The 13,402-nt window shown below is 68.7% G+C and carries 14 protein-coding genes; 10 read left to right on the top strand and 4 right to left on the bottom strand.

The window, feature by feature from the left end:
* Positions 1 to 7 precede the first annotated feature (7 nt).
* The 10 genes from fliI to fliR all read left to right on the top strand — a co-directional run bounded on the left by fliI (position 8) and on the right by fliR (position 7,823).
* Entirely contained in the window at positions 8 to 1,465 is a 1,458-nt protein-coding gene (gene fliI, locus ACAM57_RS06855; protein ID WP_184641071.1) for a flagellar protein export ATPase FliI, read from the top strand.
* Positions 1,462 to 1,917, top strand: coding sequence for a flagellar export protein FliJ (fliJ, locus tag ACAM57_RS06850; RefSeq protein WP_369661093.1), 456 nt, complete (start codon positions 1,462 to 1,464; stop codon positions 1,915 to 1,917). The genes fliI and fliJ overlap by 4 nt, the downstream gene beginning before the upstream one ends.
* Before the next feature lie 31 nt (positions 1,918 to 1,948).
* Positions 1,949 to 3,373 (top strand): flagellar hook-length control protein FliK, encoded by a 1,425-nt coding sequence (locus tag ACAM57_RS06845; protein WP_369661092.1) that lies wholly within the window; start codon positions 1,949 to 1,951, stop codon positions 3,371 to 3,373.
* Positions 3,374 to 3,539: 166 nt separating this feature from the next.
* Positions 3,540 to 4,052: a flagellar basal body-associated protein FliL gene (gene fliL, locus ACAM57_RS06840; RefSeq protein ID WP_126023308.1), complete on the top strand. Its 513-nt coding sequence runs from the start codon at positions 3,540 to 3,542 to the stop codon at positions 4,050 to 4,052.
* A gap of 36 nt (positions 4,053 to 4,088) precedes the next feature.
* Positions 4,089 to 5,087 carry a flagellar motor switch protein FliM gene (gene fliM / locus ACAM57_RS06835; protein WP_126023307.1) on the top strand — a complete coding sequence of 333 codons (999 nt, stop codon included), beginning with the start codon at positions 4,089 to 4,091 and terminating at the stop codon, positions 5,085 to 5,087.
* Positions 5,080 to 5,535, top strand: coding sequence for a flagellar motor switch protein FliN (gene fliN, locus ACAM57_RS06830; RefSeq protein WP_126023306.1), 456 nt, complete (start codon positions 5,080 to 5,082; stop codon positions 5,533 to 5,535). The genes fliM and fliN overlap by 8 nt, the downstream gene beginning before the upstream one ends.
* The gene (gene fliO / locus ACAM57_RS06825; RefSeq protein WP_369661091.1) at positions 5,532 to 5,969 is read left to right on the top strand and encodes a flagellar biosynthetic protein FliO; all 438 of its coding nucleotides are present in this window, start codon (positions 5,532 to 5,534) and stop codon (positions 5,967 to 5,969) included. The genes fliN and fliO overlap by 4 nt, the downstream gene beginning before the upstream one ends.
* Positions 5,966 to 6,727, top strand: coding sequence for a flagellar type III secretion system pore protein FliP (fliP, locus tag ACAM57_RS06820; protein WP_260319401.1), 762 nt, complete (start codon positions 5,966 to 5,968; stop codon positions 6,725 to 6,727). The genes fliO and fliP overlap by 4 nt, the downstream gene beginning before the upstream one ends.
* Before the next feature lie 13 nt (positions 6,728 to 6,740).
* Positions 6,741 to 7,010, top strand: coding sequence for a flagellar biosynthesis protein FliQ (fliQ, locus tag ACAM57_RS06815; protein WP_369661090.1), 270 nt, complete (start codon positions 6,741 to 6,743; stop codon positions 7,008 to 7,010).
* A gap of 27 nt (positions 7,011 to 7,037) precedes the next feature.
* Positions 7,038 to 7,823: a flagellar biosynthetic protein FliR gene (fliR, locus tag ACAM57_RS06810; RefSeq protein WP_369662409.1), complete on the top strand. Its 786-nt coding sequence runs from the start codon at positions 7,038 to 7,040 to the stop codon at positions 7,821 to 7,823.
* A 37-nt stretch (positions 7,824 to 7,860) separates the two neighbouring features.
* Here fliR and ACAM57_RS06805 read toward each other — a convergent pair whose 3' ends face one another.
* The 4 genes from ACAM57_RS06805 to flgL all read right to left on the bottom strand — a co-directional run bounded on the left by ACAM57_RS06805 (position 7,861) and on the right by flgL (position 13,378).
* Positions 7,861 to 8,775 carry a hypothetical protein gene (locus ACAM57_RS06805; RefSeq protein WP_126023302.1) on the bottom strand — a complete coding sequence of 305 codons (915 nt, stop codon included), beginning with the start codon at positions 8,773 to 8,775 and terminating at the stop codon, positions 7,861 to 7,863.
* A gap of 88 nt (positions 8,776 to 8,863) precedes the next feature.
* Positions 8,864 to 9,898, bottom strand: coding sequence for a diguanylate cyclase (locus ACAM57_RS06800; RefSeq protein ID WP_369661089.1), 1,035 nt, complete (start codon positions 9,896 to 9,898; stop codon positions 8,864 to 8,866).
* Positions 9,899 to 9,977: 79 nt separating this feature from the next.
* Positions 9,978 to 11,966, bottom strand: coding sequence for an EAL domain-containing protein (locus ACAM57_RS06795; RefSeq protein ID WP_126023300.1), 1,989 nt, complete (start codon positions 11,964 to 11,966; stop codon positions 9,978 to 9,980).
* Between the two features lie 200 nt (positions 11,967 to 12,166).
* Positions 12,167 to 13,378 (bottom strand): flagellar hook-associated protein FlgL, encoded by a 1,212-nt coding sequence (gene flgL / locus ACAM57_RS06790; protein ID WP_369661088.1) that lies wholly within the window; start codon positions 13,376 to 13,378, stop codon positions 12,167 to 12,169.
* Positions 13,379 to 13,402: the final 24 nt, after the last annotated feature.

The following is a 13,402-nucleotide window of genomic DNA, read 5'->3' as shown; positions in this document are numbered from 1 at the left end:
AACCGCCATGCAGGCCACCGCCCCCAACCCCCATCTGCAGTCGGTGCTCGCCGCGCTCGAAAAAGCGCGCGCCAATGTGGCGGGCTGCGAAACCACCATCGCCTCGGGCCGGCTCACGCGCGCCGTGGGACTGGTTCTCGAAGCCGTGGGCCTGCAGCTGCCCGTGGGCAGCGACTGCCTGATCGAGCTGCCGCCGGGCCATGCGCAACGGCACGCCGAGGCCGAAGTGGTCGGCTTCGCGGGCGACCGGCTCTTCCTGATGTCGCAGACCGAAGTGGCGGGCCTGCTGCCCGGCGCGCGCGTGTATGCGCGGCCCGGCGCGCCCGAGCCCGATGCTGCGGGAACCATCGGCGGCGGCAATGCGCACACCAAGCGCCTGCCGGTCGGCGAAGGCATGCTCGGCCGCGTGGTCGACGCGGCCGGTCGTCCGCTCGACGGGCTCGGCCCGCTCGACATGGCCCGCAAGGTGCCGCTGAGCTCGCCGCCCATGAACCCGCTGACGCGCGCGCCCATCGACTCGGTGCTCGACGTGGGCGTGCGCGCCATCAACGGCATGCTCACCGTGGGCCGCGGCCAGCGCATGGGCCTGTTCGCCGGTTCCGGCGTGGGCAAGAGCGTGCTGCTGGGCATGATGGCGCGCTACACCAGCGCCGAGGTCATCGTGGTCGGCCTGATCGGCGAGCGCGGCCGCGAGGTGAAGGACTTCATCGAGAACACGCTGGGCGAAGAGGGCCTGGCACGCGCGGTGGTGGTGGCGGCGCCGGCCGACAACTCGCCGCTGCTGCGCCTGCAGGGCGCGGCCTACGCGACCTGCCTGGCCGAATACTTCCGCGACCGCGGCAAGGACGTGCTGCTCATCATGGACTCGCTCACCCGCTACGCGATGGCGCAGCGCGAGATCGCGCTGGCCGTGGGCGAGCCGCCGGCCACCAAGGGCTATCCGCCATCAGTGTTCGCGAAGCTGCCGGCGCTGGTGGAGCGCGCCGGCAACGGCGAGCGCGACGCCAACGGGCGCGGCGGCTCCATCACCGCCTTCTACACCGTGCTCTCGGAAGGCGACGACCAGCAGGACCCCATCGCCGACTCGGCGCGCGCAATTCTCGACGGCCACGTGGTGCTCTCGCGCACGCTGGCCGAGGCCGGGCACTACCCGGCCATCGACATCGAGGCTTCCATCAGCCGCGCCATGACCGCGCTGATCCCGTCCTCGCAGTTCGACACCGTGCGCCGCTTCAAGCAGATGCTCTCGCGCTACCAGCGCAACCGCGACCTGATCAGCGTGGGCGCCTACGCGCCCGGCCACGACCTGCAGCTGGACCAGGCGATCGCGATGTACCCGCGCATCGAGGGCTTCCTGCAGCAGTCGATGGACGAGCGCACGGACTATGCCGAATCCATCGCCCGCCTGGAAAACCTGTTCGAAGGCGAGCCGCGCACACCCACTCCGCAAAGAAGCAAAAGATGACACGCAAGCTCCCTCTCGGCATGCTGATCGACCTGGCGCACACGCAGACCGACGACGCCGCGCGGCGCCTGGGCGCGCTGCAGAACGCGCACCTGGACGCCAGCCAGAAGCTCGACCTGCTGCTGCAGTACCGGCAGGACTACCACGAGCAACTCGACGCCCTGATGCGCGACGGCCTGCCCTCCTCGCAGTGGCGCAACTACCGCAACTTCCTCGGCACGCTGGACAACGCCATCGAGCAGCAGCGCGCCATTGCCGCGCAGACCGGCACCCGGCTGGACCACGGCCGCAACGACTGGCAGCAGCAGCGCCGACGCCTGAGCTCCTTCGACACGCTGGCCGAGCGCGTGCGCATGCAGGAACTGATGGCCGAGGCCAAGCGCGAGCAGCGCGACAGCGACGAGCGCGCGGCGCGCAAGTTCTTCGACCGCGCCTCGCATCCGACCCTTTGAGAAACAGAAACATCCGCACGCAGGACCCGACATGCCTTCCATGATCATGCCCCCCGTCACGACGAATGCCGCAGCACAGCCCGCGGCCGCGCAGGCCGCCTCGCGCGGGCGCGGCGCGGACGAGGCGCAGGGCCCAAGCTTCGGCGCGGCGCTGGAGCGCTCGCGCGCCAATGGCGGCGGCCAGGCCGGTACGGCGGAGAAGGACGGCAGCACGTCGGACGTGGCCGCCATCGACCGCAAGGCCGCGCGCAAGCCCGGCGCGGATGAGGACACGAAGAAGGAAGACGCTCCGCTCGCCGACCCGAACCTCGCATTCCTCGCGCAGGCGAACTCGCCGCTGCACGCGCTGACGCTCGCGGGCCGGTCGGCGGCGCAGGCGGCGGGCGAAGGCACTGCCGACGGGCTTGCGAAGACGACGCCGGCAGACGCCGCCGCCGACGTGGCTCTCGATCCGGCCCTGCAGGCGCTTTCGGCGAAGACAGCCACCGGCACGGCCGCTGTCGCCGCCGATGCAGCGGACACGGCCGAGGCCGCGAAGGAGGCCGTCGCGCAGAAGCCCGCCGCAGCCGCCGCGCAAGCCGCGCCCCTGCAAGCGGATGCCGCGCCCGCCGGCTCGCTGCACGATGCAGCCCGCGCCGCCATCGCGGCGCAGACCATGGCCGTGGGCTTCGCGAAGCCGGTGTCCGCCCCCGCGAGCCCATCCGTGGGCACCGCAGCGACCGGCCGCGGCCCCGCATCGCGCGCGCCCATCGGCACCACCACCGCCGAGCAGCTCGCGAGCGCGGCGCAACCGGCGGCAACAAACGATGCGCAGGCCGCCAAGGCCGCCGTGGCTGCAAGCCCTGTCGCCGCCACGACCGATGGCGCGGACAGCCAGCCCGCCATCGACCCCGTCGCGCTGCAGCAGCCAGCCGCGGTGACGGCGTCGTCCCCGGAGCGCGCGGGCGACACCGCGGCCGCCGCGCGCGCCCCGGCCCACACCATCGCGCCCGAAGTCGGCAGCGACAAATGGGCGCCGGCCCTGGGCCAGCAACTGCTGCGCATGAGTGCCAGCGGGCACCACACGGCCGAGCTCAGCCTGAACCCGGCCGGCCTCGGCCCGCTGAAGGTCACGCTGTCGATGGGCGACAACCAGGCGCAGGCGATGTTCGTCTCGGCGCACGAGAGCGTGCGCAAGGCCGTCGAGGCCGCGCTGCCGCAGTTGCGCAACTCGCTGTCGGAACAAGGCATCACGCTGGGCCAGACTTCGGTCGGCGCGGAAACGCGCCAGCCCAACGGCAACGACGCCGCCTTCGCGCAGCAACAACAGGGCCAGCAGCAGGGCGCGGCGCGGCAGCAGGCCACGGCCTCCTACCCCGGCGCCGGACGCACGGCGGCCGGTGCACCGGCGGCCGCCGTCGCCGCCACGCGCCCCGCCGCCGCCAACTCGCGCTCCGGCATCGACACCTTCGCCTGAGGCAGCGAAGCACGCAGCAACCCATCTTCACCCCCCGCCCCGCGACGGCGCCCCATGGAAGGCGCCGCGCAATGAACGGATATGAAACGCCTTTGTGCGCTTGTTCGGCCGTTCGTCCGCGAGGGACTTCGAAAAGAATAGACCGGACAAGAAAAACCGCTTCAACATGGCTCCCCCAACATCTGTCGCAAACGCCGCACCGGCCTCCGCCTCGCTGCCCGCCCCGCGCCGCTCATCGAAGCTGCTGATCGGGGTCGTGCTGGCCGTCGGCCTTCTCGCAGCGGCCGGCGCCGCCGCGTACGTCTTCCTGCCGCGCTTCACGGGCGCCGCCTCCACGGAAGCGGCCAAGCCGCCGGTTCCCGAAAAGCCCATCTTCGTGATGCTCGACCCGCTGACGGTGAACCTGCAGGCGGAGGGCCGCAGCCGCTTCCTGCAGATCGGCATGGCGCTGCGCGTGCGCGACGAGCATGCCAAGGCGCAGATCGTCGAGTTCATGCCCGAGCTGCGCAGCCGGCTGCTGGTGCAGCTGTCGAACCGCGCGCCCGAGTCGCTGGTCACGCCGGAGGACAAGGCCAGGCTGGCCGAGGAAATCCGCACCGCGCTGAACGCACCGCTGACGCCGCAGACGCCCGAGCTGGGCATCTCCAGCGTCTCGTTCAACATCTTCGTCGTGCAGTGAGCACCACGTCACCATCCTCCGGACGACAAGCGATCCATGGCGTATGAACAGGTGCTCTCGCAGGACGAGGTCGATGCGCTGCTGCAAGGCGTCACCGGCGACGTCGACCAGGCGCCCCCTCCCCCACCGCCGAAGGACGGGCTGCCCGCCTACGACCTCGGCGCGCCCGACCGCGTGGTGCGCAACCGCATGCACACGCTGGAGGTCATCAACGACCGCTTCGCGCGCGGCCTGCGCAGCGCGCTGCTGAACTTCATGCGGCGCAGCCCCGACATCTCGGTGGGGCCGGTGCAGATCCAGCAGTTCGGCGAGTTCGTGCGGCACCTGCCGGTGCCCGCGAACATCAACATGATCCACATGAAGCCGCTGCGCGGCACCGCCCTCTTCGTGTTCGATCCGAAGCTGGTGTTCCTCGTGGTGGACAACCTCTTCGGCAGCGACGGGCGCTACCACGTGCGCGTGGAAGGCCGCGACTTCACCCGCACCGAGCAGCGCATCATCAAGCGCCTGCTCGACCTGTCGCTGCAGTGCTACGGCGAGGCGTGGCAGCCGGTGTTCCCGCTGGACTTCGACTACGTGCGCGCAGAGATGCACGGCAAGCTCGCCAACATCGTCGCGCCCAACGAGGTGGTGATCAACACCACGCTGCAGATCGAGTTCGGCCCCATCGGCGGCTTCCTGCACGTGTGCCTGCCCTACTCGATGATCGAGCCGATCCGCGACCTGCTGTCCAACCCGATCCAGGACGAGGTCGAGGTCGACAAGCGCTGGGTCACGCAGATGTCGCGCCAGATGCAGTCCGCCGACGTGGAGCTGGTGGCCGACTTCGTGACCATGCCCTCGACCATCGGCGAAGTGATGAAGCTGCGCGCCGGCGACGTGATTCCCATCGAGCTGCCGGAAACGGTCGTCGCCAAGGTGGGCGGCGTGCCGGTGATGGAGTGCGGCTACGGCATCTCCAACGAACGCTATGCACTGCGCGTGCAGAACATGATCACCCATCAAGACAGCGACCTGAAGAACGAACATGACTGACAACACATCCTCCGCCGGCAGCGAAGCGGACGACTGGGCCAGCGCGCTGGCCGAGCAGACCGCCGCCACCTCGGCGGCAGCCGCGCCGGCTCCGGCCGTGGCGCCCGCCACCGCGCAGGTCTTCCAGCAGATCCAGGACGCGCCTGCCGCGTCGCCACTGCCGGCCGGCAGCAACGCCACGGCGGTGGACATCGCGCGCGTGCTCGACGTGCCGGTGCAGCTCACCGCCGAGATCGGCCGCACGCGCATCACCATCAAGAACCTGCTGCAGCTGTCGCAGGGTTCGGTGGTGGAGCTCGACGGACTGGCCGGCCAGCCGCTGGACGTGCTGATCAACGGCTACCTGATCGCGCAGGGCGAGGTGGTGGTGGTGAACGAGAAGTACGGCATCCGCCTGACCGACATCGTCACCCCCTCCGAGCGCATGCAGAAGCTCGCGCGGGCATGAGCCTCCCCACCGTGCCCACGCCCGTCCACGAAGTGGCGCCGGCCGCCGTCGGAGCCTCGGGCCTGCTGCAGGCGGGCTTCGGCATGGCGATGGTGGTGGGCCTGATCTTCCTTTGCGCTTGGCTGGCGCGCCGCTTCGGCCTGCAGCGGCTGGGCGGTGGCCACCTGGTGAAGGTGGTTTCGAGCGCCGCAGTCGGTCAGCGCGAGCGCGTTGTGGTGGTCGAAGTGGCCGACACCTGGCTGGTGCTGGGGGTCACGCCCAGCCAGGTCAATACGCTGCACACGCTGCCGGCGCAGGCCCAGACGCAGACCCAGCAGGCCAGCGCGGCATCGGCATCTACGCCCGCGACTCCCGTCGAACTCTTCGCCCGCAAGCTGCGCGAATCGCTCACCGGCAAGACGCAGCAGCCGCGGCAACACCCCCCCGCCCCATGACCCGCCCCGCATTGCGCCGCGGCCTGCGCGCCGCGCTGCTGCTGCTCGCCGCCGCCCTGGTGCCCGCAGCCGCATGGACCCAGGGCCTGCCCGGCATCACCAGCACGCCCGGCCCCGGCGGCAGCCAGACCTGGTCGCTGAGCGTGCAGACCATGGTGCTGCTGACTTCGCTCACCTTCCTGCCCGCGCTGCTGCTGTCGATGACCAGCTTCACGCGCATCCTCATCGTGCTGGGCCTGCTGCGCACCGCCATCGGCACGCAGACCTCGCCGCCCAACCAGATCCTGGTGGGGCTGTCGCTGTTCCTCACCTTCTTCGTGATGGCGCCGGTACTCGACAAGGCCTACGACGAGGCCTACAAGCCCTTCTCCGAGAACAGGATCAGCGCCGAGAAGGCCATGGAGCGCGGCATCGCCCCCTTCAAGACCTTCATGCTCAAGCAGACCCGCGAGAGCGACCTCGCTCTCTTCGCACGGCTGGCCAAGGTGCCCGAGATGCAGGGCCCCGAAGACGTGCCGCTGCGCATCCTGCTGCCTTCCTTCGTCATCAGCGAGCTGAAGACGGCCTTCCAGATCGGCTTCACCATCTTCATTCCCTTCCTCATCATCGACCTCGTGGTGGCGAGCGTGCTGATGTCCATGGGCATGATGATGGTGCCGCCGGCTTCCATCGCGCTGCCCTTCAAGCTGATGCTCTTCGTGCTGGCCGACGGCTGGCAGTTGCTCATCGGCGCGCTGGCGCAGAGCTTCTACCTCTAGGGCACGACCGGAGATGACACCCGAATCCGTCATGACCATGGGCCACCGGGCCATGGAGATCTCGCTGCTGATCGGCGCGCCGCTGCTGCTGGTGGCGCTGATCATCGGCCTGGTGGTGAGCATCTTCCAGGCCGCCACGCAGATCAACGAGGCCACGCTCTCCTTCATCCCGAAGCTGCTCGCGGTGTTCGCGACGCTGGTGGTCGCGGGCCCGTGGATGCTCGACCGCATGCTGGACTACATGCGCGCGCTGTTCTCGGGCATACCGCAGCTGCTGGCCTGACGGCCCGCCTTCGACGTGACGCCGTCGATCGTCTCCGTCACCTCGGCCCAGCTCGAGGGCTGGATCGTCGCCTTCCTCTGGCCCTTCGTGCGCATGCTGGCGCTCGTGAGCACCGCGCCCGTCTTCGGCGAGCCTTGGGTGCCGCGCCAGGTGAAGGTGGCCATGGCCGCCATGCTGGCCTTCGTGGTCTCGCCCACCATCGGACCGATGCCCGCCGTGCCGGCGGTGTCGGCGGGAGGCATCTGGATCATCCTGCAGCAGGTGCTGATCGGCGCGGCCATGGGCTTCAGCATGCGGCTGGTGTTCGCGGCAGTGCTGGCGGCAGGCGAATACATCGGCCTGCAGATGGGCCTGTCCTTCGCGTCCTTCTTCGATCCGATGAGCCATGGCAGCACCATGGTGGTGGCACGGCTGCTGAACATGTTGGCGATGCTGATCTTCCTGGCGCTCGACGGGCACCTGCTGATGCTCAACGCCCTGGCCGAGAGCTTCCACACCCTGCCCGTGGCCGAGGCGCCGCTGGCTTCCGGTGGCTGGATGTTCCTGGTGCTGGGCGGGGGCGAGATCTTTTCCAGCGGGCTGATGCTGTCGCTGCCGCTCATCACCGCGCTGCTCACGCTGAACCTGGCCATGGGCATTCTGAACCGCGCCTCGCCGCAGTTCAGCATCTTCGCGGTGGGCTTTCCGCTGACGCTGCTGGCGGGCATCTTCATGCTGCAGCTGCTGATGCCGAACCTGGGCGCCTTCCTGGAGCCGCGCTTCGCGCAGGGCATCGCGGGCATGCTGTGGTTCACGCAGGGGCTGCGGCCCTGATCCAAGGCTCCCCCGAATCCCCGGCTTGCAGCGTCGCCTAGGCTTCGTCCGGTCTGTCGACCATGGAACGGATCTCGCGCCTGCGCCACTGCTCCAGGCGCTGGGTATAGCGCGGCGCAATCCGGTCGAAGTTCTCCCAGCCGTCCTGCGTCATTGCTTCGCCCGGCTTGCGCCAGCTGTTGCTGTCGCCGAACACTTCCTCCGTGTCGAACAGCGCCGACGCCTTCTCGGGCTCCATCAGGCGGTTCATGTAGGCGTGGCAGAAGGCCTCATGCTCAGGGCGCACGTCGTTTCGCCACAGCAATCCGCCCAGGCTGGAAGACAGGAAGGCCAGCGGAGACAGCTCCCGCTGGCGCAGCGCATCGAGCTGGCCGGCGGCCAGCCGGTCTTCCCGCAGGATGCCGTTGAGCGCGCACCAGCTCGCGAAGAAGCCTTCTTCCACGGAATGCTCCGGCTTGCTGCCGGGATAGATGGTGGCGTAGGTCTCCTCCTCGTCCACGCCCAGCAGCATGTGCTTGGGCAGGCCATCGGAGTTCATGGAGACCTTCGCCCGCAGGCCCTCCCCGGGAGCCGGCAGCGTGAAGCGCACTTCCTCCACCGCGCCTTCGACCCGCCGCCTGAAGCGCTCGCCCAGCGCCGCGTCGTCCATCTTCCAGTCGAAGCCCGCGGGCAGCGAACCGCGGTAATTCGGATAGATGAAGGCGGCCGACACCCAGGTGACCCACTTGCGGCCGTCCTTGCGCGGCGGGAAATGCGAGCGCGTGGCCAGGTTCATCTCTGCAATGACTTCGATGCCGAGCCTGCGATTGCCGATGTCGCAGCGGTTGCCCGGCGTCGCGTTCTTGAAGGGCTTCTTGCCGAGGGCTTCCGCAAGCCGGATGGCGGCGGGGTCGTCGATGCGTTTGCCGAGGGCGTCGAGCAGCAGAGGGGTCAGGTCTTGCGAAGTGGTCATGCTGGATGGAGTTTCGGCTTCGAATTGGATTGAAGGCGACGCATTATGGAGGCCGCGGCGTGCCTGCCCCGCACCACCGTCGGGGAGTTCAACCCGCGCCGTGCAAGGCGAACCTGTCCTTGCCCATTCGCTTCGCCTCGTACAGCGCAACATCGGCCTCCCGCATCAGCTCCGCCGGAATGCGATGGCCGGCCACGCCGGAGATGCCCACGCTTACAGTGACGAGACGGCCTTCGATGCGGATGCCGCGCACCTGCTCGATGATGCGCGCGGCCATCGACTGCGCATGCGCCGTGCCGCCGCCCGTCAGCACGACGCCGAACTCCTCGCCGCCGAGCCTGCCCAAGGCATGGCCGAGCGCGGCCTCCCTGAGCACGGCCGCGACGCGCTGCAGCGCCAGGTCGCCGGCCGCATGGCCGAAGTCGTCGTTGATCTTCTTGAAGTCGTCCACGTCGATCATCAGGAAGCATCCGTCGCCGAGCCGCCCCTGCTCGTGAAGATGCTGGACGTCGGCCAGGAGCTTGCGGCGGTTGGGCATGCCCGTGAGCACGTCCTTGTAGGCGAGCGCTTCGAGCTCCTGCCGCAGCCTCAGGCTCTCCCGGTGCAGCGTCGCGAAGATGACATTCATCAGCAGCCCCATCGTGATGGTCCCGCAAGGCATCAGCAAGGTCCAGCCGGAATCCAGGCCATGGGGCGTGCCCACCCATTCGCCCCCTCCCATGATCAGCCATGCCCCCGAGCTCGCGAGCGCCGCCAGGCTCAACCGTGAGAAGAGCGGCGCCCCCACCACCGAGACGATCACGCTCATGGAAACCGCCCACACCTCGCGATCGGGGCTGCGGGCCATGAGCATGGAGAAACCCAGGCACAGCAGCCAGACGGAGATGATCGAGAAGAACGAAAGGAACCGGGTCGCGCAGCTGCCGGCGATGGACAGGGCCACGCAGCACGCGAGCAGCGCCAGGTGCCAGCTCACGTACTCGTAGCCCGGGTCCGCGAGCCACCAGGCCGCACCCCAGAACACGAATCCGGTCACCTGGGTGCCCACGGAGATCGGCTTGATGAGCCGGAGAAAGTCTTCCAGCCGGGCCCGCTCGTCGATGGATGGATAGCGAACGATCATGATCGGAGACCTGCAACCTGTGGGTTCACGCCGCTCGAGCGGTCGGTGGGCTGTGGGAGGGCGACTTCCCTCTTTCTTCTCAGACCTGCATGGGCCTCGGGCTCCTGAGCGTTCCGTCCGCGCAGAACGCGCCCTTGCGGCGGGCCATCTGGATCAGTTCGTCCATCGGAACCGCCCTCGAGAAAAGGTAGCCCTGCCCGAAGAGCACCCCCATTTCCAGCAGCAGCGCCGACTGGGCCTCCGTCTCCACGCCCTCGGCGACCAGCGTGGCGTTGTAGCGCGTCGCGCTTTCGAGCGCGAGCGACACGGCCTCGCGCATGCGCGGCTGGTCGATGCGCGAGATCATGCTGTGGTCGATCTTCACCTCCGAGAACGGAATGGTCGCCAGCGTCGTCAGGGCGGAATAGCCGGTTCCGAAGTCGTCCAGGGAAAGGCCCACGCCCGCGCGCTGCAGCACGATGATGTTGGTGCGCACCGTCTCCACGTCGGGCACATGGCCGCTTTCCGTGATCTCGATGGAAAGCAGCCGGGGCGGAACGCTCAGCAGGTCGAGAAACGCCAGCACGCGGTCGCCGAAGCGCGGAAGCGTCAGCGTGGTCGCGGAGATGTTGACCGCCAGGGGTATGGGATAGCCGGCGGCAAGGCATCGCTTGATATCGCGCGCCACCACTTCCAGGGTGCACCACTCGAACTGCGACAGCAGCTGGTGGCGGGTCGCGATCTCTATCACGTAGGGCGGCGGCAGAGGCTGGTTCTTCATCGAATGCGCCCGCAGCAGGGCCTCCGCGCCGCAGACGTGGCGGGTCATCAAATGGAACTTCGGCTGGTACTGCATCGGCGGGTTGGCCGTGCGTATCCAGTCGATCAGCAGGCGCCGCACATCCTCGTCCCGGTCGGACTGCTCCGCGAACGAGGAATGGAAGTAGCGGACCATCTGCTCGTTGCTCTGCAGCGCGAGGCTCAGGTCGCGCAGGATCGCCGAGACATCCACATGCGAGCCCATCCGGACGTTCGAGATGCCGATGCGCAGCTGCAGCTGCATGTAGGCGATGTGGGTGGTGCGAAGCGTCGCCACCACCTCGGCCTGCACCCGTGGCGCCATCTGCTCCTGCTCCATCCATTCGAGCGAGGCGCCCTGCAGCACCACGGTCAGCGAGAGGTCGCTCAACTGGAAGCTCCGCGGATTGAAGGCTTCTAGATTCTGGCCGGCCTGCCCCCGGGTCAGGTTGCTGGAGAGCTGCCCCCAGAAATGATCCGTCCAGTCGTGGCCGAGGGCGCGGACCATGTCCTTGAGATTCGCGACCTGGAAAGTCATCAGCACATGCTGCCGGGAGTCCACCGCGAGCAGCCTGTCGAGGAACTCGCCGAGGGCACGCCGGTTGGGAAGCCCGGTCAGAAGGTTGGTGCGCGACATGGCGAGCTCGCGGGCGCGCGACTCCCGCTCCCTCGCGTCCCTGCGCAGCAGGACCAGCATGCAGCCGATGATCACCAGCGACAGCGCGCACCCGAGGATTCGAAGCGCGAAGACCCGCGCGTTGATCATGGTCGGCACCAGCTCCAGGAGCTGGATCAGTCCCGAGGAGAGCACCGAGAACAGCACCCGCACCAGCCACGCGTTGCGGATGTCGCGCCAGCCGAAGGACGCGATCGGCTTGCGGCCCAGCCGGTGGTGCATCACGATCCCGCCGAGCACCAGCAAGGACATGTCGAGCAGGAAGGCCGGCGCCTGGTGCGTCCCTCCGAAGAGGAGCCTGGCGCCCACGATCAATGTCCAGCCGATCGCGCCTCCGCGCCACCCGCCCAGCAGGCCCGCCATGAAGAGCAGGTCGGAGCCGATGTAAGGCTTGGACGGCAGGTCCAGCAGCTGGAACGCCATCGCGATCAGGACGAACCCGGTGAGGCCCATCGTCCAGCCGTGGAAGCTTGCGCGCGAATGCAGCACCGCGTCGGACGGCTTCGACAGCATCAGCACCAGGCTGAAGATGCCCAGCAGTGCCGCCGACTGCATCAGAAGGATGGGGTAGTTGACCAGCTCAGCCTTCCACGCGGAAAGAACGAATTCCCACACGCTCGTGCTCCCCAGGTTCTCGTATCACGCCGCCCGTGCGCCCACGCGGGCATCCACGGACTCCTTGCGCCTGCGCAGGCAGGCCTGCGAGGCGACTGTCCTTTCTCGCTGTCGACCCTGACGCTCCGGGAGTTCTTGTCTCGTCGGCTCCCGGGCTGATGCCGGCGGCACCGGCCACAGGTTCGGGCTGCGGATTCCGGTTACAGGTAATTGAACAACGAGATGCTGTTCAGCTTGGCGAAGGTCATCTGTGTCGCCTGCAGCGAGGACTGGCGCTGATAGAACTCCGCGATCGCGCTGTACGGGTCGAGGTCCTCGATGGAGGACAGGTACGCCTCCTCCTGCAGCTTGCGCGCCGCGCCGCCCGAATCCAGCGCGTCGATCTCGCTCTGGCGCGAACCCACCGACGACAGCACCGTGAGCACGTTGTCGTGCGCGTTCGTCACCTTCACGTTGGCAGTGGCAAGCGCGTTCTGCAGTTTGGCCTGCGCGGCCGCGCCGCCGCCGGCCAGCGGGGTGCGCAGCGCGGTCACCAGTTCGCCGATGGCGGCGAACACGTCGGTGCCGGCGTTCTGCGCGGTGGATACGTCGAAGCTGTCGCCCGCCGCCGGCGTGCCGGTGAACTTGATCTGCACGCCGCCGAAGGAGATGGGCGTGTCCGGCGTGATCGGGCCGGTGGCCGCGACCACGGGCGGCGTGTCCTTGGTCATCACCGTGTAGTCGGTGGCGCTGAAGGTGATGGTGAAGTCCTTGCCGTAGTTGGGCGCGGTGGCGTTGGTCACGCTCACCGGGCCGAACACGCCGGTGCCGGTGTTGCTCGCGGCGGCCGAGGCCACGTAGCCCGCGCTGCCCTGCACCGACTGGAAGATGGCGCGGCCGTCGTCCGAGGTCGGCATCTGGCGCGCCACGTCGACCTGCATCAGCCGCTGGCCCTGGTCGCCCACGTATTGCACGCCGCCGCCGGCCGCGGTCACGAAGGGCGGCGAGCCGCTCTTGAAGCCCGCGAACAGGTACTGGCCGTTGCCGTCGTCGGTGTTGGCCACGCCCACGAGCTGGTCGTAGGCGCTCTGGATGGCGGTGGCGAGCGATGCGCGGTCGGCATCCGAGATCGTGCCGTTGCCGGCCGCCACGGTGAGCGTCTTGATGTTCTGCAGGATCGAGGTGACCGAGTCGAGCGCGTTCTCCTCGGTCGACAGCGCCAGCGACGCGCGCTGGCGGCTGGTGGCGTACTGCGAGATCTCCGACAGCGACTGGCTGGTGCCCAGCGCGCGCGCCGCGCCCACCGGGTCGTCGCCGGCCGAGAGAAACCTGGAGTTGGTCGCCAGCTGCTGCTGGACCCTGAACAGCTTCTGCTGCTGCTGGCCCATGGCCAGGACGTTCTGCTCGTAGAAGGATTGGGTGCTGATGCGCATCGCTTTGCCTGCCTTGCCTTGAAT

Origin of the sequence: Variovorax sp. V15, assembly GCF_041154425.1 — a bacterium.
Lineage (GTDB): Bacteria > Pseudomonadota > Gammaproteobacteria > Burkholderiales > Burkholderiaceae_C > Variovorax > Variovorax guangxiensis.
This window is presented reverse-complemented; position numbering and strand designations above follow the sequence as displayed.

Coding starts and splice junctions, on each gene's coding strand:
- fliI (WP_184641071.1), top strand. CDS start 8: ATGCAGGCCACCGCCCCCAACCCCCATCTGCAGTCGGTGCTCGCCGCG.
- fliJ (WP_369661093.1), top strand. CDS start 1,462: ATGACACGCAAGCTCCCTCTCGGCATGCTGATCGACCTGGCGCACACG.
- ACAM57_RS06845 (WP_369661092.1), top strand. CDS start 1,949: ATGCCTTCCATGATCATGCCCCCCGTCACGACGAATGCCGCAGCACAG.
- fliL (WP_126023308.1), top strand. CDS start 3,540: ATGGCTCCCCCAACATCTGTCGCAAACGCCGCACCGGCCTCCGCCTCG.
- fliM (WP_126023307.1), top strand. CDS start 4,089: ATGGCGTATGAACAGGTGCTCTCGCAGGACGAGGTCGATGCGCTGCTG.
- fliN (WP_126023306.1), top strand. CDS start 5,080: ATGACTGACAACACATCCTCCGCCGGCAGCGAAGCGGACGACTGGGCC.
- fliO (WP_369661091.1), top strand. CDS start 5,532: ATGAGCCTCCCCACCGTGCCCACGCCCGTCCACGAAGTGGCGCCGGCC.
- fliP (WP_260319401.1), top strand. CDS start 5,966: ATGACCCGCCCCGCATTGCGCCGCGGCCTGCGCGCCGCGCTGCTGCTG.
- fliQ (WP_369661090.1), top strand. CDS start 6,741: ATGACACCCGAATCCGTCATGACCATGGGCCACCGGGCCATGGAGATC.
- ACAM57_RS06805 (WP_126023302.1), bottom strand. CDS start 8,775: ATGACCACTTCGCAAGACCTGACCCCTCTGCTGCTCGACGCCCTCGGC.
- ACAM57_RS06800 (WP_369661089.1), bottom strand. CDS start 9,898: ATGATCGTTCGCTATCCATCCATCGACGAGCGGGCCCGGCTGGAAGAC.
- flgL (WP_369661088.1), bottom strand. CDS start 13,378: ATGCGCATCAGCACCCAATCCTTCTACGAGCAGAACGTCCTGGCCATG.